Source organism: Pseudomonas putida, assembly GCF_022627325.1.
Lineage (GTDB): Bacteria > Pseudomonadota > Gammaproteobacteria > Pseudomonadales > Pseudomonadaceae > Aquipseudomonas > Aquipseudomonas putida_X.
Genome location: NZ_JAETZZ010000005.1, coordinates 74,612 through 93,944, shown reverse-complemented (window position 1 = coordinate 93,944; position 19,333 = coordinate 74,612). Strand labels below are relative to the sequence as shown.

Here is a 19,333-nt window from a genome sequence, read left to right as displayed (position 1 = left end):
CTCAGGCCAGCTGGGCGTTGGCAGGGGCGGCCTCGGCGGCCGGTGCACGGAGGGTGCGCCAGGTGTTCCAGGCCATCAGGAACATGCCACTGAGGAAGATCGCGCCACCGACGAAACGCACGATGAAGCCCGGGTGGCTGGCCACCAGGGTTTCCACGAACGAGTAGGTGAGCGTGCCGTCGCTGTTCACCGCGCGCCACATCAGGCCCTGGGCGATGCCGTTGACCCACATCGAGGCGATGTACAGCACGGTGCCGATGGTGGCCAGCCAGAAGTGCGCGTTGATTAGGCCGATGCTGTACATGCGTGCCTTGCCGAAGACTTGCGGGATGGTGTGGTAAAGCGCGCCGATCGAGATCATCGCCACCCAGCCGAGGGCGCCGGCATGCACGTGGCCGATGGTCCAGTCGGTGTAGTGGGACAGGGCGTTGACCGTCTTGATGGCCATCATCGGGCCTTCGAAGGTGGACATGCCGTAGAACGCCAGGGACACCACGAGAAAGCGCAGGATCGGGTCGCTGCGCAGTTTGTGCCAGGCACCGGACAGGGTCATCATGCCGTTGATCATGCCGCCCCAGCTGGGGGCCAGCAGGATCAGCGACATCACCATGCCCAGCGACTGCGCCCAGTCGGGCAGCGCGGTGTAGTGCAGGTGATGGGGGCCTGCCCAGATGTACAGGGTGATCAGCGCCCAGAAGTGCACGATCGACAGACGATAGGAATACACCGGGCGCTCGGCCTGCTTGGGCACGTAGTAGTACATCATCCCCAGGAAGCCTGCAGTGAGGAAGAAGCCCACGGCGTTGTGGCCGTACCACCACTGCACCATGGCGTCGGTGGCCCCCGCGTAGACTGAGTACGACTTGGTCAGGCTGACCGGCAGCTCCAGGTTGTTGATGATGTGCAGCATGGCCACGGTCAGGATGAAGGCGCCGAAGAACCAGTTGCCGACGTAGATATGCTTGGTGGTGCGCTTGATCAGGGTCCCGAAGAACACGATGGCGTAGCAGACCCAGACAACCGTGATCAGGATGTCGATCGGCCATTCCAGCTCGGCATATTCCTTGGAGCTGGTGTAACCCAGCGGCAGGGTGATGGCCGCCAGCAGGATGACCAGTTGCCAGCCCCAGAAGGTGAACGCGGCCAGGCCGGGTGCGAACAGGGTGGTCTGGCAGGTGCGTTGCACCGAATAATAGGAGGTGGCGAACAGTGCGCAGCCGCCGAACGCGAAGATCACCGCATTGGTATGCAGTGGGCGCAGGCGGCCGAAGCTGGTCCAGGGGAGGTCGAAATTCAGGGAAGGCCAGGCGAGCTGGGCGGCGATGAAGACGCCGAGCCCCATCCCGACGATTCCCCACACCACCGTCATGATGGCGAATTGGCGGACCACCTTATAGTTATAGGCGGTACTGCTGGTTGTGTTCATGTATGGGTTCCCATCCACGGTTATTGGCAGGCTTTACAGCGAGGCAAGCATGATTAATGGGCAACGTGCCGGTATTGACGGGGATCAATGGGCGAAGATCGGAAATGTCCCAGGCTTGCACTGCAATCCGCCGCACACGCTGCAAGATGGCAGTGCGGCGGCGTGCCTGATCCTGGCCCATGGCGCTGGCGCGCCAATGGACAGCGGGTTCATGGACGAAATGGCGCAAAGGCTGGCGGCGCTTGGCGTCGGGGTGGTTCGCTTCGAGTTCCCCTACATGGCCGAGCGCAGGGCAGGGGGTGGCAAGCGGCCACCCAATCCACAGAAGGTGCTGCTCGAATGCTGGCGCGAGGTGTACCGGCAGGTGCGACCTTTGGTCACGGGCAAGCTGGCGATTGGCGGCAAGTCAATGGGCGGGCGCATGGCCAGCCTGCTGGCTGACGAGTTGGGTGCTGACGCGCTGGTGTGCCTGGGTTATCCGTTCTATGCCGTGGGCAAACCGGAAAAACCGAGGGTCGAGCATTTGGCGGGCTTGCAGACGCCGACGTTGATCGTGCAGGGCGAGCGGGATGCGCTGGGTAATCGTGAGGCGGTGCAGGGGTATGCGCTGTCACCGTCGATCAAGGTCAGCTGGCTGGCGGCAGGCGACCATGACCTGAAGCCGCTGAAAGCCTCGGGGTTCAGCCATGAGCAGCATTTGCAGGCGGCGGCTGAGCAGGTTGCGGAGTTTCTGTTGCGATAGCGTTGCCACCATCGCCGGCAAGCTGGCCCACTGGGTTTGCGCTGGGCTTGAGAGCAGCGTGGTACCTGTGGGAGCCGGCTTGCCGGCGATGAGGCCGGTGCAGGCAGCGCTTAGTCGCGGTACTCGCACAGGTAGGCAGTGTCTACCGCTACCTTGAGCTGGAACTTGCTGTCGGCAGCCACATTGAACTTGTCGCCAGCGTTGAAGGTTTCCCAGTTGTCGCTGCCCGGCAGCTTGACGGTCAGCGCACCGGAAACCACGTGCATGATTTCGCGCTTGGCGGTGCCGAATTCGTATTCGCCCGGTGCCATGACACCGACGGTGGCCGGGCCTTCAGTGCCTTCGAAGGCGATCGACTTGACGGTACCATCGAAGTACTCGTTGACCTTGAACATGGGGCGACTCCTGAAAAAGAGGGATGAAAAAGGGCTGGCCAGTATGCCCAAGCCCATCCGCCTCGTCATCTGCTTTCAGGTGGCCTGCGCTCAAATGCCCGGCAGGCTCAAGGGCAAGAGCCGCGCGGTATTGCGGGCATCCTCCAGCGCCCGGTGCTGTTGCCCGCAAAAGTGCATGCCGGCCAGTTGCAGGGCACCGTTCAGACCCATCGGGCGCTGCAGGTGACGAGCCTTGGCGAAGCGCTGCTTGAGGTTGATATGCGGCAGGCTGTGCAACAGGCTGTCGAGCTCATGTTGCTGCCATTCCTGAAGCAATTGCTGGCGATCGTAATCACCCCAGCTGACCCAGGCCTGCAATTGCCCACGGTGGTGCCCCAGCCAGCGCTCGAAACGCGCCCATACCTCGGGAAATGGCGCCGCGCTGTCCACGCTGGCCTGGCTGATATGAGTCAGTTCACGGCAGAACGGCGTCAGTTGCGGCCGCCGCCTGGGCCGCACGAAGCGCTGGAAGTGGTCCACTTCGCGGCCTTCACGGGTCACCAGGCTGGCGCCGATTTCAATGATTTCCATCTCCGTCACCGGCCAGCCACCGTCGTCGGTGGTGGCTTCCAGGTCGATTACCAACCAGTGGCCCATACCAGGCTCCCTCGCCATACATGCCAGAGCAGCGTAGCCAATGTCCGGCGTCACGGCATCCCCTGGCAAAATGCCCTCACTTTGGCATAACCAGCAGTTGTGCCTTGCCAGGAAAACGCCTAGCTTAAGCGCATCCAGGTATGAACCGTTATGAGTGTCCGTCTTGACTCCAGCGCCCGGCCTGAAGGCTTTGACCACCCTGTTGATGCTGGCCGCTGTATGGCTGGCGGCACCGGTCTGGGCAGCCGACGCCATCAAGGTGAAGATCGGTGCCGCGCATTTTCCGCCTTATACGGTGCGCCCCGAGCAGGGCGCGGACACCGGGTTGCTGCCGCAACTGGTCGACGCGTTGAACCGCCTGCAGCAAGACTATCGCTTCGTGCTGGTGCCCACATCGATTCAGCGGCGCTTTGGCGATTTCCAGCAAGGCCGCACCGACATGGCCATCTTCGAGAACCCGCAGTGGGGCTGGCAGCGAATACCCCATCAGGCGGTGGACATGGGCCTGGAAGATGCCGAGGTGTTCGTGGCCAAGCAGGTCGATGGCCGTGACCAACGCTATTTCGATGACCTTGCCGGCAAGCGCCTGGCGCTGTTCAACGGTTACCACTATGCATTCGCCCGTTTCAACCCGGACCCCAACTACCTGCGCAAGGCCTACAACGCCACGCTGACCTATTCGCACGACAGCAACCTGCTGATGGTGCAGGCTGGCCGCGCCGACATCGCGCTGGTGACGCGCTCGTACCTCAGTGATTTCCTGGCGCGCAACCCGGCCAGCCAGGGCCAGCTGATCGCCTCCACGCGCATCGATCAGGTCTACCATCACTATGCGCTGCTGCGCCCCGGTGCGCCGATCAGCGACGCGCAGTTGGCCGCGTTGCTGCGCCGCCTGCGTGATACCGGCGAGCTGACCCGCATCTTCCAGCCTTACCAGATCACCGTCCAAGCCCCCCACGACTAAATTCCCCGATTGCAATGACGTTTTCAGAAGCGAGCCTTCAATTCATTTCTGTGAGCCCTGACCATGCCTTTCGATGCCGCTTCGCAGCCCTTGTCACAGCCCCGCTGGCGTAGCCTCAGCGCTGAAGAGGGCGATCTGTGCCTGAGCCTGACCCTGGAGGGCCGCCCGCTGATCCAGGTGCGCCTGGCGCCAGCCGCTACCCTGGCGGTGCATGTTGAACGCCTGTGCCCCGAGCGCCCGGAGCAGGCCCTGTGGGCCGCCTGTTATTGGTTGTTGTCGCGTGACCCAGCCTGCCAGCGCCTTGCCTGGCACCTGCCGCAGGCTGTCCCTGAGGCCCTCGCCAGTGGCCTGTTGCTCAGCACGCAACAGCCAGGCGTGTACCTGTGCGAGCGCTCCATGTTCTGGCAGTTGCCACAGCCCTGGCTGGCGCAGCCGGTCAAGGGCGCATACCCGCAACAGATGCAGCTCAGCGATGGCAAGCGCCACCCGCGCCGGGCACCCAAGCCCCGTGGCGAGGTGTATCGGCGCTTCGATGCGCGCCTGGGCAGCTGGGTGTCGCTGCGCACCCTGGAGATCGACCAGGACCTGGAGCGCTTCAATCGTTGGCAGAACGATCCGCGTGTGGAGCAGTTCTGGCAGGAGGGCGGGTCGCTGGAGCAGCATCGGGAGTACCTGGCCAAGCTGCAAGCCGACCCGCACACCGTGACCTTGATCGGCTGCTTCGACGATCAGCCATTTGCCTACTTCGAGGCTTATTGGGCCAAGGAAGACCGCATCGCGCCGTTCTACCAGGCCGACGACTACGACCGTGGCATCCATATGCTGGTGGGTGAGCAGGCGCATCGGGGGCCGCACAAGGTCGCCAGTTGGCTGTCGGCGCTGGTGCACTACCTGTTTCTGGATGACCCGCGCACTCAGCGGGTGGTGGCCGAGCCCCGTGCCGACAACGGCAAGATGATCGGCTACATGCAGGACCAGTGCTTCCACTGCGACAAGGAATTCGACTTCCCGCACAAACGTGCAGCGTTGATGATCCTGGGTCGGGAGCGGTTCTTCGACCGCTGCAGCCTCGCTTAGGGGCTGGAGCGGCAAGCTTCAAGCTTCAAGCTGCAAGAGAAAAGCGGGTCGGCGCTGATCCATCTTGCAGCTTGCAGCTTGCAGCTTGCCGCTGGGTCAGGCCTGGCGGCTGGCGGTCTTGCGGCAGTGCACCAGCGCATCACGGATCATGAAGTTGACCAGCGTCGGCGACACGCCCAGCTCCTTGGCGATGTCTTTTTGCGGCACACCGTGCAAACGGTACATCTCGAAAGCGTAACGGGTGCGCTGGGGCAGCTCGTTCAGCGCCTCGGCAATGTGCTCGAGGGCCGCCAGGTTGATGTGCGTCGCCTCGGGCGACGCGTTCTGGATGACCACGTTCAAGCCTTCCTCCTCGCTGCCCGAATACTTCAGCTCCATCGCCTGTTTGCGGTAATGGTCGATGGCCAGGTTGCGCACGATCTGGAACAGGTAGCTCAGCTGCGCCTTGAACGACGAGGTGATCTGCGGGGCGGCGCCGAGCCGGAAGAACGCGTCCTGCACCACGTCTTCGGCGCGTGAGCGGCAGCCGGTGATGCGCGCCGCGATCTTGACCAGGATGCTGCGATTGGCGACGAATGCCTGGAGTAATGGTGAATCGCACTTACTTGTGGATAGTTGTTCCGCCATGGAAATCACCTTGTCACAGAGAGGAATAGGAGCACCCCGCACAGGGAAGCTTCCTACGACGTGCGACAAACTATGCAGAATGATAATGATTGTCAAATACGAAAGTTAATGAGTATCTATTAGTTTCAGTTCTAAGCCGGCGAGCGTGACGCGGTTCACCTTTCGCTGCGTACAAAGCCGCCTCATCCCGGTAATTTCTTCCCTCGCCCGTCCGTTCCCCTCTGTACATCCGGCCGCCGAACGCTGCCCGCCGACCTTGCGCGGGCAACCGGCCCGACTTACCCAGACACTGGCAGGAACACCCCATGACGGACGCCTTCGAACTCCCGCTCTCGCTGGTCCAGGCCCTGGCGCAACGCGCCGCACAGACCCCGGACCGCATCGCCTTGCGCTTCTTGGCCGATGCTCCAGGCGAGCAGGCCGTGCTCAGCTATCGCGACCTGGACCTGCGCGCGCGCACCATCGCCGCCGCCTTGCAGAGCCGCGCCGCGTTCGGTGACCGTGCCGTGTTGCTGTTCCCCAGCGGCCCCGATTACGTGGCGGCGTTCTTTGGCTGCCTGTATGCAGGCGTGATTGCCGTGCCGGCCTATCCGCCGGAGTCTTCGCGCCAGCATCATCAGGAGCGCCTGCTGTCGATCATCGACGATGCCGAGCCGCGCCTGCTGCTGACTGTGGCAGCGCTGCATGAGGTTTTGCAGGGCCTGCCCGCCCTGGCCGCCGACAACGCCCCCGAACTGCTGGCGGTGGATGGCCTGGACCCAACGTTGGCGAGTGCCTGGCGCGAACCGGCGCTGGCTGGCGACGACATCGCCTTTCTCCAGTACACCTCCGGTTCCACCGCGCTGCCCAAGGGCGTGCAGGTCAGCCACGGCAACCTGGTGGCCAACGAGCAATTGATCCGCCACGGCTTCGGCATCGACCTCAACCCCGACGATGTGATCGTCAGCTGGTTGCCGCTGTACCACGACATGGGCCTGATCGGCGGGCTGCTGCAGCCGATTTTCAGCGGCGTGCCCTGCGTGCTGATGTCGCCAGGTTATTTCCTCGCACGGCCGCAACGCTGGTTGCAGGCGATCAGCGAATACGGCGGGACCATCAGCGGCGGGCCGGACTTTGCCTACCGCCTGTGCAGCGAACGGGTCAGTGAGGCGGCCCTGGCCGGCCTGGACTTGAGCCGCTGGCGTGTGGCCTATTCCGGCTCCGAGCCCATCCGCCAGGACAGCCTGGAGACCTTCGCCGAAAAATTCGCCCCCTGTGGTTTCACGCCCAGCAGCTTCTTCGCCAGCTATGGCCTGGCCGAAGCCACCCTGTTCGTCAGCGGCAGCCGCCGTGGCCAGGGCATCGGTGCGCTGGAGCTCGACGCCGAAGCGTTTGCCGCCAACCGCGCCGAACCCGGCAAGGGCAGCGTGCTGATGAGCTGCGGCTACCCGCAACCCGGCCATGCGGTGCGTATCGTCGAGCCGCAGCGCCTGCAAGTGCTGGAGGACAACCGGGTGGGCGAGATCTGGGCCGGTGGCCCCAGCATCGCCCTGGGCTACTGGCGCAATCCCGAGGCCAGCGCCCGCACCTTCGTCGCCATGGACGGCCAGACCTGGTTGCGGACTGGCGACCTGGGCTTCATGCGCGACGGCGAAGTGTTCGTCACTGGGCGCCTGAAGGACATGCTCATCGTGCGCGGCCAGAACCTGTACCCGCAGGACCTGGAAAAAACCCTGGAGCGCGAAGTCGAGCTGCTGCGCAAGGGCCGCGTCGCGGTGTTCGCCGTCGACGATCAGGGCGAGGAGGGCATCGGCGTGGCGGTGGAAGTCAGCCGCAACGTGCAGAAGGCGGTCACGCCCGAGGCGCTGATCAAGACCTTGCGCCAGGTCATCGCCGATGCCTGCCGCCAGGCGCCGGCGGTGGTTCTGTTGCTCAACCCGGGCGCGCTGCCGAAGACCTCCAGCGGCAAGCTGCAACGTTCGGCGTGCCGCCTGCGCATGAATGACGGCAGCCTGGATTGCTACGCGCGTTTCCCGAACGCTACCGAAGCGGCCGAGACCGCTGCAGCCGGTGATGGCCTGCAGGGCCGCATCGCCGGCGTCTGGCGCGAGATTCTCAACGCCGAAGCGGTCGCCGCCGACGACCATTTCCTGCTGCTGGGCGGTAACTCCATTGCCGCCACCCAGGTCACCGCGCGCCTGGCCGATGAGCTGGGTATCTCGCTGAACCTGCGCACTTTGTTCGAAGCGCCGACCCTGGCCGACTACAGCGCCGCTGTGGCGGCGATCATCGCCCAGGGCGGTGGTGGCGCGGCAGCTGTCGCGGCCCTCGACCGTGGCCAGGCCCTGGCGCAGTCGCTGGCGCAAAACCGCCTGTGGTTGCTGTGGCAACTGGAGCCGCACTCGGCGGCCTACAACATTCCCGCCGGCCTGCACCTGCGCGGCGAGCTGCACCAGGCCGCGCTGGAAGGCGCGTTCCAGGCGCTGGTGCAGCGCCACGAAGCACTGCGCACCGTGTTCAGCGAAGCAGATGGCCAGGCCCTGCAGCACATCCTGCCCGAGCAGCCTTTCAATCTGCAGCGCCTGGACCTGCAAGGGCTGACGGCCAGCGAAGTGGCCGAGCGCCGCGAAGCCGAAGCCCAGCAACCGTTCGATCTGACCCAAGGGCCACTGCTGCGTGTGACCCTGGCGCAGCTGGGCGATGAAGATCATCAACTGTGGGTGACCTTGCACCACATCGTCGCCGATGGCTGGTCGCTGAATATCCTGCTCGACGAGTTCGCCAAACTGTATGCGGCCCGCTGCCAGGGTCTGCAAGCCGCGCTGGCGCCGCTGCCGCTGGGGTACGCCGACTACGGCAGCTGGCAGCGCCAATGGCTGGCCGACGGCGAAAGCGCCCGTCAACTGGACTACTGGAAGGCACAGCTGGGCGGGACGCTGCCGGTGCTCGACCTGCACCCCGACCGGCCGCGTTCCACCCAACAGACTCGCCGCGCCGCACGCTTGAGCCTCAAGGTACCGGCTGCGCTCAGCGACGCCCTAAAGGGCCTGGCCCGCGAACAGCAAGCCAGCCTGTTCATGGTCTTGCTGGCCGCCTGGCAAGGCCTGCTGCACCGCTACACCGGCCAGGCGGAAATCCGCGTCGGCGTGCCGAACGCCAACCGCCCTCGCCAGGAAACCCAGGGCATGGTCGGCTTCTTCATCAACACCCAGGTACTGCGTGCGCAACTCGATGGCCGCCTGCCATTCAGCGCACTGCTGGCCCAGGTGCGCCAGGCCACCCTGGATGCCCAGGCCCACCAGGACCTGCCGTTCGAGCAACTGCTCGAAGCGCTGCCCGAGGCCCGTGAACAAGGCCTGTTCCAGGTGATGTTCAACCACCAGCAGCGCGACCTCTCGGCCTTGCGCCGCCTGCCGGGCCTGCTGGCAGAAGAGTTGCCATGGCACAGCCGCGAAGCCAAGTTCGACCTGCAGCTGCACAGCGAGGAAGACCACCAGGGCCGCCTGAGCCTGGCCTTCGACTATGCCTCCGAGCTGTTTGCCGAGGGCACTGTGAAGCGCCTGTCCCAGCACCTGCTGGCGCTGCTCGAACAGGTGTGCGCACAACCGCAGCTGGCCGTGGGCGACGTCGACTTGCTGGACGAGCAAGGCCGCCAGCAACTGTTGGCCTGGGGCCAGGCTCCGGCGCCGGTGCCGCAGCGTCTGGTGGTCGAGCAGCTCAACGAACAAGCGCGCCTGACGCCCGAGCGCACTGCGCTGGCCTGGCAAGGCGGCAGCCTTGACTACGCCGAACTGCATCAGCAGGCCAACCGCCTGGCCCATTACCTGCGCGACAAGGGCGTTGGCCCCGACACCTGCGTGGCCATCGCCGTCGAGCGCTCGCCGCAACTGCTGGTTGGCCTGCTGGCCATCCTCAAGGCGGGTGGCGCCTATGTGCCGCTGGACGTCGACTACCCCGCCGAGCGCCTGGCTTACATGCTGCGCGATTGCCAGGCCAGCCTGTTGTTGAGCAACAGCGCCATGCTCGCCAGCTTGCCGCAGGTCGACGGCGTCAGCGCCATCGCCCTCGACCAGCTGCACCTGGACAGCTGGCCCAGCCAAGCGCCGGGCCTGCACCTGCACGGCGACAACCTCGCCTACGTGATTTATACCTCCGGCTCCACTGGCCAGCCCAAAGGCGTGGGCAATACCCACGCGGCCCTGGCCGAGCGCCTGCAGTGGATGCAGGCCACCTACGCGCTGGATGACAGCGACGTGCTGATGCAGAAGGCGCCGATCAGCTTCGATGTGTCGGTGTGGGAGTGCTTCTGGCCGCTGATCACCGGCTGCAAACTGGTGCTCGCAGGCCCCGGTGAACACCGCGACCCGCAACGTATCGCCGCACTGGTGCAGGCGCATCAGGTCACCACGCTGCACTTTGTGCCGCCGCTGTTGCAGGTGTTCGTGCAAGAGCCGCTGGCCGCAGGCTGCACCAGCCTGCGCCGGTTGTACTCTGGTGGCGAAGCGCTGCCGGCTAACCTGCGTGACCGCGTGCTGCAACTGCTGCCGCAGGTGCAGCTGCACAACCGCTACGGCCCGACCGAAACCGCCATCAACGTCACCCACTGGCACTGCCAGGCCGAGGACGGCCAGCGTTCGCCCATCGGTCGCCCGCTGGGCAACGTGATCTGCCGCGTGCTGGATGCCGACCTGCAGCTGGCTGCGCCAGGCGTACCGGGTGAGTTGTACCTCGGTGGCGCGGGCCTGGCCCGCGGCTACCTGGGCCGCCCAGGCCTGACCGCCGAGCGCTTCGTGCCCCAGGCCGATGGCAACGGCGAGCGCCTGTACCGCAGTGGCGACCGTGCCCGCTGGCAGGCACAAGCCCTGGAGTACCTCGGCCGTCTGGATCAGCAAGTGAAGGTGCGGGGCTTTCGCGTCGAACCGGAAGAAGTTCAGGCCTGCCTGCTCAGCCAGCCGGGTGTCGAACAGGCGCTGGTGCTGATTCACCAGGACGCTGTCGGGGCGCAACTGGTCGGCTACTACAGCGGCTCGGCCCAGGCTGAAACGCTGCTGGCCAACCTGGCCGAGCGCCTGCCGGCCTACATGGTGCCGGCGCAGTTGATCGCGCTTGAACACATGCCGCTGGGCCCCAGCGGCAAAGTCGACCGCAAGGCCCTGCCGGCACCGGCCTGGCAGCAGCGTGAACATGTCGAACCGCAAACGGCGCTCGAACAGGAGGTCGTGGCGATCTGGCGTGAAGTGCTCAACCTGCCGCGCATCGGCCTGCACGACGACTTCTTCGCCCTCGGTGGCCACTCGTTGCTGGCCACCCAGATCGTCTCACGCACCCGCCAGGCGTGCGACGTCGAGCTGCCGCTGAAAGTGTTGTTCGAGGCCAGCGAACTGGGCACCTTCTGCGCCGAGATCGCCCGTATCCGCGATGCCGGTGAACGCAACCTGCAAGGCGAGATCACCCGCGTCGACCGCCGCCAGGCCGTGCCGCTGTCGTATTCGCAACAGCGCATGTGGTTCCTCTGGCAAATGGAGCCGGACAGCCCGGCCTACAACGTCGGCGGCATGGCGCGCCTGCGCGGCACATTGCATGTGGATGCCTTCGAGCGTGCGCTGCAGGCGTTGATCGTGCGCCACGAAACCCTCCGCACCACGTTCCCCGCCATCGACGGTGTGCCGTACCAGTGCGTGGCCGCTGACAGCGCCGTGCACCTGGACTGGCAGGATCTCAGCAGTTTGCCAGCAGCCCTGCGCGAACAGCGCCTGGAGCAATTGGCCGAGGCCCAGGCGCACCAGCCGTTCGACCTGGAGCGTGGCCCACTGCTGCGCGCCTGCCTGGTCAAGGCCGCGGAGCGCGAGCACTATTTCGTGCTCACCCTGCACCACATCGTCACCGAAGGTTGGGCCATGGACATCTTCGCCCGCGAACTGGGCGAGCTGTACGAAGCGTTCGTCGATGAGCGCGAGTCGCCGCTGACGCCGTTGCCAGTGCAGTACCTGGACTACAGCGTGTGGCAGCGGCAGTGGCTGGAAAGCGGCGAAGGGGCGCGTCAACTGGCCTACTGGAAAGCCCGCCTGGGCGATGAGCACCCGGTGCTGGCCCTGCCGGCAGACCGGCCACGCCCGGCTGTGCAAAGCCACCGTGGCGAGCTGTACCGCTTCGATCTGGACCCGGCCCTGGTGGCCCGCGTGCATGCCTTCAACAGCCAGCGCGGCTTGACCCTGTTCATGACCATGACCGCCACCCTGGCCGCCTTGCTCCACCGCTACAGCGGCCAGCGTGACCTGCGCATCGGCGCGCCCGTGGCCAACCGCATCCGCCCCGAAAGCGAAGGGCTGATCGGCGCCTTCCTCAACACCCAAGTGCTGCGCTGCGAGGTGGACGGGCAGATGAGCGTAGCCGCCTTGCTCGACCAGGTGCGCCAGGCCGCCATCGAAGGCCAGTCGCACCAGGACCTGCCATTCGACCAGTTGGTCGAAGCCCTGCAGCCACCGCGCAGCAGTGCCTACAACCCGCTGTTCCAGGTGATGTGCAACGTGCAGCGCTGGGCCTTCCAGCAAAGCCGCGAGCTGGCCGGCATGCAGGTGGATTATCTGGTCAACGACGCCAGCGCCACCAAGTTCGACCTGTATCTGGAAGTCACCGACCTCGACGGCCGCCTGGGTTGCTGCCTGACCTACAGCCGCGACCTGTTCGACGAGCCGCGCATCGCGCGCATGGCCGAGCACTGGCAGCAACTGCTGACTGGCCTGCTCGACGACCCCGAGCAGCGCCTTTGCGAACTGCCAATGCTGGCCGACGCCGAGCGGCAGGTGATGATCGGTCAGCTGCAAGGCGAACATCACTATGCCCTCGACCAGACCCTGCACGGCCTGTTCGCCGCCCAGGCCGCGCGCACCCCGCAGGCCGGCGCGCTGACCTTTGCCGGCCAGCACCTGAGCTATGCCGAACTCGACCAGCAGGCCAACCGCCTGGCCCGTGCCCTGCGCGAGCGTGGCGTCGGCCCGCAGGTGCGCGTGGGCCTGGCCCTGGAGCGTTCGCTGGAAATGGTCGTTGGCCTGTTGGCCATCCTCAAGGCCGGCGGCGCCTATGTGCCGCTCGATCCGGAATACCCGCTCGACCGCCTGCGCTACATGATCGAGGACAGCCGCATCGGCCTGCTGCTGAGCCAGCGCGCGCTGCTCCAAACCCTGGGCGAGTTGCCAGGCGGGGTGGCCAGCTGGAGCCTGGAGGACGATGCCGCAAGCCTGTGCGCCTACAGCGATGCGCCGCTAGACAACCTCAACCTGCCGCAACACCCGGCCTACCTGATCTACACCTCCGGCTCCACCGGCAAGCCCAAGGGCGTGGTGGTCAGCCACGGTGAAATCGCCATGCATTGCCAGGCGGTGATCAGCGCGTTCGGCATGCGCAGCGACGACTGCGAATTGCACTTCTACTCGATCAACTTCGACGCGGCCAGCGAACGCCTTTTGGTGCCATTGCTGTGCGGCGCGCGCGTGGTGCTGCGTGCCCAGGGCCAATGGGGCGCCGAAGAGATCTGCCAGCTGGTGCGTGAGCAGCAGGTCAGTGTCCTTGGCTTCACCCCAAGCTACGGCAGCCAGCTGGCCCAATACCTCGCCTCGCAGGGCGAGCCACTGCCGGTGCGCCTGGTGATCACCGGCGGCGAAGCGCTGACCGGCGAGCACCTGGCGCGCATCCGCCAGGCCTTCGCCCCGCAGCAGTTCATCAACGCCTATGGCCCGACCGAAACCGTGGTCATGCCGCTGGCCTGCGTGGCGCCCGACACACTGCCCGCCGACGCTGGTAGCGTGCCCATCGGCCGGGTGATCGGCGCCCGCAGCGCCTACATCCTCGACGAGGACCTGGCATTGCTGCCACAGGGCGGCATCGGTGAGCTGTACGTCGGTGGTGCCGGCCTGGCCCAGGGTTACCACGATCGTCCGGGCCTCAGTGCCGAGCGCTTCGTCGCCGACCCGTTCAGCCCTGACGGTGGGCGCCTGTACCGCACGGGTGACCTGGTTCGCCTGCGCGCCGACGGTCTGGTGGAGTACATCGGCCGTGCCGACCAGCAGGTGAAAATTCGCGGCTTCCGCATCGAGCTCGGCGAAATCGAAAGCCGCTTGCAGGCGCATGCCGATGTCGACGAGGCCGTGGTCCTCGCGCTCGACCTGCCCGGTGGCAAGCAACTGGTGGGCTACCTGGTGTGCAAGCAGGCCAGTGTCGACAGCGAGGCCCAGGCCCAGCTGCGCGAAGCGGTCAAGGCCGACGCCCGCCAGCATCTGCCGGATTACATGGTACCGGCGCACCTGGTGCTGCTCGCCAGCCTGCCGTTGATGGGCAACGGCAAGCTCGACCGCCGCGCCCTGCCGATGCCCGACCTGGAGCAGGCGCGCCAGCACTATCAGGCGCCGGCCAACGAGCTGGAGGAACAACTGGCGCAGATCTGGTGCGAAGTGCTCAACGTCTCCCGCGTGGGTGTACAGGACAACTTCTTCGAACTCGGCGGCGACTCGATTCTGTCCATTCAAGTGGTCAGCCGGGCGCGTCAGCTGGGCCTGCAGTTCACCCCCCGCGACCTGTTCCAGCACCAGACCATCCAGACCCTGGCCGCCGTGGTTGGCCGCAGCGAGATAGCGAACATCATCGAACAGGGCCAACGCCAGGGTCACAGCGGCCTGACGCCGATCCAGCAGTGGTTCTTCGACAGTGAGGTGGCCCAACCGCACCACTGGAACCAGGCGGTGTTGCTCCAGGCGCGGGTGCCGTTGGACAGCGCCCTGCTGGAGCGAGCCCTGGCTGCATTGCTGGCGCACCACGACAGCTTGCGCCTGCGCTTTACCCAGGCCGATGGCCGCTGGCAGGGCGAATACGCCGAATCGCCTGGCGAGCAGTTGCTATGGACTGCCACGGTGGCCGATTTCAACGACTGCCAGGCGCTTTACACCGACGTACAACGCAGCCTGGACCTGGAACACGGGCCATTGCTGCGGGCCTTGCTGGTCAGTGACGGGCAGGGCGCCCAGCGACTGTTGCTGGCGGTCCATCACCTGGTGGTCGATGGGGTGTCGTGGCGCGTGCTGCTCGAAGACCTGCAGGCGCTGTACCGTGGTCAGCCGCTGGCGGCCAAGACCCACGCCATGGCCGACTGGGCCGCGCGCCTGGCAAGCTATGCCGGCAGCGATTCGCTGCGCGACGAGCTCGGCTGGTGGCAGGACCAACTGGGCCATGTGCGCCATGAGCTGCCATGTGATCACCCGCAGGGCGGCAACCTGCACCGGCATGCCGATACCCTGGCCATCGCCCTGGATGTGGAGCAGACCCGTCAGTTGTTGCAGCAGGCCCCCGCGGCGTACCACACCCAGGTCAACGACCTGCTGCTGACTGCCCTGGCGCGCACCCTGTGCCACTGGACCGGTGACGACGAGGTGCTGGTGCAGCTCGAAGGCCATGGCCGTGACGGGCTGTTCGAAGACATGGACCTGACCCGCAGCGTGGGCTGGTTCACCAGTGCCTACCCGCTGCGCCTGAACCCTCAGGCGGGTAACGACGACCGCGCACGGGCCACCTCGATCAAACGCATCAAGGAACAGCTGCGCGAGGTGCCGCACAAAGGCCAGGGCTTCGGCGTGCTGCGTTACCTGGCTGATGACGCCGGGCGCGAACGCATGGCCGCGCTGCCGCAAGCTCGCATCACCTTCAATTACCTCGGCCAGTTCGACCAGCAGTTCGACAGTGCGGCGCTGTTCCAGCCGCTGGATGCCCCTGCCGGCCTGGCCCACGACCTCGACGCGCCGCTGCCGAACTGGCTGAGCGTCGACGGCCAGGTCTATGGCGGTGCCTTGCAGTTGCGCTGGACTTATAGTCGCGAGCGTTTCGACCAGCAGACCATTGCGCGTCTGGCCGATGCCTATCGCCACGAACTGCTGGCACTGGTTGGCCACTGCCTGGCCGAGGGTACGGGCAGCTTCACGCCCTCGGACTTCCCGCTGGCGCACCTGACCCAGGAACAGATCGACGCGCTGCCGGTTCCGGCTGGCGAAATCGAAGACGTCTACCCGCTGACCCCAATGCAGGAGGGCCTGCTGCTGCATACCCTGCTGGAGCCGGGTACCGGCATCTACTACATGCAGGACCGTTACCGCATCAACAGCGCCCTCGACCCGCAGCGTTTCGCCCAGGCCTGGCAGGCGGTGGTGGCGCGCCACGAGGCACTGCGAGCATCGTTCAGCTGGAATGCCGGCGAAGCGATGCTGCAGATCATTCACAAGCCGGGTAACACGCCTGTCGACTATCAGGACTGGCGCGGCCTCGACGAGGCGGCCCAGGAGCAGCGGCTGCAAGCACTGCACAAGCAGGAACGCGAGGCTGGCTTCGAGCTGCTGCGCCAGGCGCCGTTCCACCTGCGCCTGGTGCGGGTGGACGATGAGCGTTACTGGTTCATGATGAGCAACCACCACATCCTCATCGATGCCTGGTGCCGTTCGCTGTTGATGAACGATTTCTTCGAGCTTTACCAGGCCCTTGGCGAAGGCCGCCAGGCCCAGCTGCCGGCGCCGCCACGCTACCGCGACTACATCGGCTGGCTGCAACGCCAGGACCTGGACGAAGCACGAGGCTGGTGGCAGGCCAACCTGGCCGGCTTCGAGCGCGCCACGGCGATCCCAAGCGACCGCCCGCTGCGTAATGACCATGCCGGTGACGGCATGGTGGTCGGTGACTGCTACACCCGCCTGGCGGTGAGTGACGGCGTGCGCCTGCGCGAACTGGCCCAGGCTCACCAACTGACCATCAACACCTTCGCCCAGGCGGCCTGGGCCCTGGTGCTTGCCCGCTACAGCGGCGAGCGCGACGTCGCCTTTGGCGTGACCGTGGCCGGTCGGCCGGTGAGCATGCCGCAGATGCAACGCACCGTTGGCCTGTTCATCAACAGTATCGCCCTGCGTGTGCAATTGCCCGAACCGGGCCAGCGTTGCAGCGTGCGCCAGTGGCTGCAAGGCCTGCTGGAGCGCAACATGGAGCTGCGCGAATACGAATACCTGCCTTTGGTGACGATTCAGGAATGCAGCGAACTGCCCAAAGGTCAGCCACTGTTCAACAGCCTGTTCGTGTTCGAGAACGCCCCGGTGGAAACCGCCGTGCTCGACCACGCCCAGCACCTCAACGCCAGCTCCGACTCGGGCCGTACTCACACCAACTTCCCGTTGACGGCGGTGTGCTACCCGGGCGATGACCTTGGCCTGCACCTGTCGTTCGACCAGCGCTACTTCGACCATTCGACCGTCGAACGTCTGCTGGCCGAGTTCAAGCGCCTGTTGCTGGCGTTGGTGCAAGGTTTCGAGGGCGAGGTCAGCGAACTGCCACTGCTGGGTGAAGAAGAGCAGCGCTTCCTGCTCGATGACTGCAACCGTACCGAACATGCCTACGCCCTGGAGCAGAGCTACGTCGCGCAGTTCGAGGCACAGGTCGCCGCACACCCCGAGCGCACGGTGGCCCGCTGCCTCGAGGCGAGCTACGACTACGCCGGCCTGAACCTGGCAGCCAACCGCCTGGGCCATGCGCTGGTCGCTGCGGGCGCAGGCATCGATCAGCCGATCGCACTGCTTGCCGAGCGGGGCCTGCCACTGCTGGGCATGATCATCGGCAGCTTCAAGGCCGGTGCCGGTTACCTGCCGCTGGACCCCGGCCTGCCGTCGGCGCGCCTGCAGCGCATCGTCGAGCTCAGCCGCACGCCGGTGCTGGTGTGCAGCGCGGCCTGTGCCGAGCAGGCGCGCCTGTTGCTGGACGAGCTGGCGGGTGGGGCACGGCCACGCCTGCTGGTGTGGGAAGAGGTACAGGCGAGCAGCGTCGCCAGCCATGACCCAGGGATTCACAGCAGGCCGGACAACCTGGCCTATGTGATCTACACCTCAGGCTCCACAGGCCTGCCCAAAGGCGTGATGGTCGAGCAGCGCGGCATGCTCAACAACCAGCTGAGCAAGGTCCCTTACCTGGCGCTGAACGAGCATGACGTGATTGCCCAGACCGCCTCGCAAAGCTTCGATATCTCGGTCTGGCAATTCCTTGCCGCGCCATTGTTCGGTGCCAGGGTCGAGATCGTGCCAAACGCCATCGCCCACGACCCGCAAGGCCTGCTGGCCCATGTGCAGGCCACCGGCATCACCATGCTGGAAAGCGTACCCTCGCTGATCCAGGGCATGCTGGCCAACGATCACCAGGCGCTGGACGGCCTGCGCTGGATGTTGCCGACCGGCGAAGCCATGCCGCCTGAGCTGGCCGCGCAATGGCTGCAGCGCTATCCCCACATCGGCCTGGTCAATGCCTACGGCCCGGCCGAGTGCTCCGATGACGTGGCATTCTTTTGCGTCGACCTGGCCTCAACGCGCGGCAGCTACCTGCCGATCGGTACGCCAACCGACAACAACCGCCTGTACCTGTACGGCGAGGATCAAACCCTGGTGCCGTTGGGCGCGGTGGGCGAGCTGTGCGTTGCCGGTACCGGCGTGGGCCGTGGCTATGTCGGCGACCCGGTGCGCACCGCCCTGGCCTTCATCCCGCACCCGCACGGTGCGCCGGGCGAGCGCCTGTACCGCACGGGTGACCTGGCGCGGCAGCGCCCCGATGGCGTGCTCGAATACGTCGGACGTATCGACCACCAGGTGAAGATCCGCGGTTACCGGATCGAACTGGGTGAAATCGAAGCCCGCCTGCACGAGCAGGCCGAAATCCGCGACGCCGCCGTGGGTGTGCAGGACGGTGTCAACGGCAAGCACCTGGTCGGATACCTGGTGGCGCACCAGGGCGTCAGCGCCGATGCCACGCTGCTGGAGCAGGTCAAGCAACGCCTGCGTGCCGACTTGCCGGAATACATGGTGCCGCTGCACTGGGGCTGGTTCGATAGCCTGCCGCACAACGCCAACGGCAAGCTCGACCGCAAGGCGTTGCCGGCCATCGACATCGGCGGCCAGCATGGCCAGGCCTACGTGGCGCCACGCGACGAACTGGAGGAGGTGCTCGCCGGTATCTGGGCCGACGTGCTCAAGGCCGAGCGGGTAGGGATGCACGACAACTTCTTCGAACTGGGCGGGCATTCGCTTCTGGCTACGCAGATTGCCTCGCGGGTGCAGAAGCAGCTGCGGCTGAACGTGCCGCTGCGGGCGATGTTCGAGTGCAGTACGGTCGAGGAGCTGGCTGAATATGTGCGTGGGCTGCAGGGCAGTGCGCTGGACGAAGGCAAGGTGGATAGGTTGAGTGATCTGATGGCGGAGCTGGAGGGGTTGTGACCGGTACGGATTGACCCGTAGCGGCCTCTTAGCGGGGAGATCACCTTCTACAGGTCTGCGTTGTATTACCTACAACGGCGGGCTTGTGGGAGTTGATTTACCCGCCAAGAAGGCGCGGCGACGATCCAGTAGCGAGTGTGGTTCGGGAGGCGTTCTTCATTGTTTTCAAGGGGAGTGTTGATGGCCGTATAGCCAATGAGCTGAGTGCATAGC

The 19,333-nt window shown here is 65.7% G+C and carries 8 protein-coding genes; 4 read left to right on the top strand and 4 right to left on the bottom strand.

The window, feature by feature from the left end; translation table 11 throughout:
- Nucleotide 1 precedes the first annotated feature (1 nt).
- Nucleotides 2-1,426, bottom strand: a complete 1,425-nt coding sequence (ccoN, locus tag JNA92_RS09735) for a cytochrome-c oxidase, cbb3-type subunit I (protein ID WP_241804491.1) — start codon at nt 1,424-1,426, stop codon at nt 2-4.
- A gap of 49 nt (nt 1,427-1,475) precedes the next feature.
- On the opposite strand from ccoN, the gene JNA92_RS09730 reads away from it, so the two are divergent.
- Nucleotides 1,476-2,168 (top strand): alpha/beta family hydrolase, encoded by a 693-nt coding sequence (locus tag JNA92_RS09730; protein ID WP_241804490.1) that lies wholly within the window; start codon nt 1,476-1,478, stop codon nt 2,166-2,168.
- A 110-nt stretch (nt 2,169-2,278) separates the two neighbouring features.
- Here the strand turns inward: JNA92_RS09730 and JNA92_RS09725 are convergent, their stop codons facing one another.
- Nucleotides 2,279-2,563, bottom strand: a complete 285-nt coding sequence (locus JNA92_RS09725; RefSeq protein WP_012315400.1) for a pyrimidine/purine nucleoside phosphorylase — start codon at nt 2,561-2,563, stop codon at nt 2,279-2,281.
- 90 nt (nt 2,564-2,653) lie between these two features.
- Nucleotides 2,654-3,199, bottom strand: coding sequence for an exonuclease domain-containing protein (locus JNA92_RS09720; protein WP_241804489.1), 546 nt, complete (start codon nt 3,197-3,199; stop codon nt 2,654-2,656).
- Nucleotides 3,200-3,362: 163 nt separating this feature from the next.
- On the opposite strand from JNA92_RS09720, the gene JNA92_RS09715 reads away from it, so the two are divergent.
- Both JNA92_RS09715 and JNA92_RS09710 read left to right on the top strand, forming a co-directional pair.
- A complete protein-coding gene (locus JNA92_RS09715; RefSeq protein ID WP_241804488.1) occupies nt 3,363-4,163 on the top strand; it encodes a substrate-binding periplasmic protein in 801 nt (266 codons plus the stop codon).
- Nucleotides 4,164-4,226: 63 nt separating this feature from the next.
- Complete coding sequence (locus JNA92_RS09710) at nt 4,227-5,240, top strand: GNAT family N-acetyltransferase (protein WP_241804487.1); 1,014 nt, start codon at nt 4,227-4,229, stop codon at nt 5,238-5,240.
- Between the two features lie 96 nt (nt 5,241-5,336).
- Here the strand turns inward: JNA92_RS09710 and JNA92_RS09705 are convergent, their stop codons facing one another.
- A complete protein-coding gene (locus JNA92_RS09705) occupies nt 5,337-5,867 on the bottom strand; it encodes an RNA polymerase factor sigma-70 (RefSeq protein ID WP_241804486.1) in 531 nt (176 codons plus the stop codon).
- Nucleotides 5,868-6,172: 305 nt separating this feature from the next.
- Between JNA92_RS09705 and JNA92_RS09700 the strand changes: the two genes are divergently transcribed.
- The gene (locus tag JNA92_RS09700; protein ID WP_241804485.1) at nt 6,173-19,120 is read left to right on the top strand and encodes a non-ribosomal peptide synthetase; all 12,948 of its coding nucleotides are present in this window, start codon (nt 6,173-6,175) and stop codon (nt 19,118-19,120) included.
- Nucleotides 19,121-19,333 lie beyond the last annotated feature (213 nt).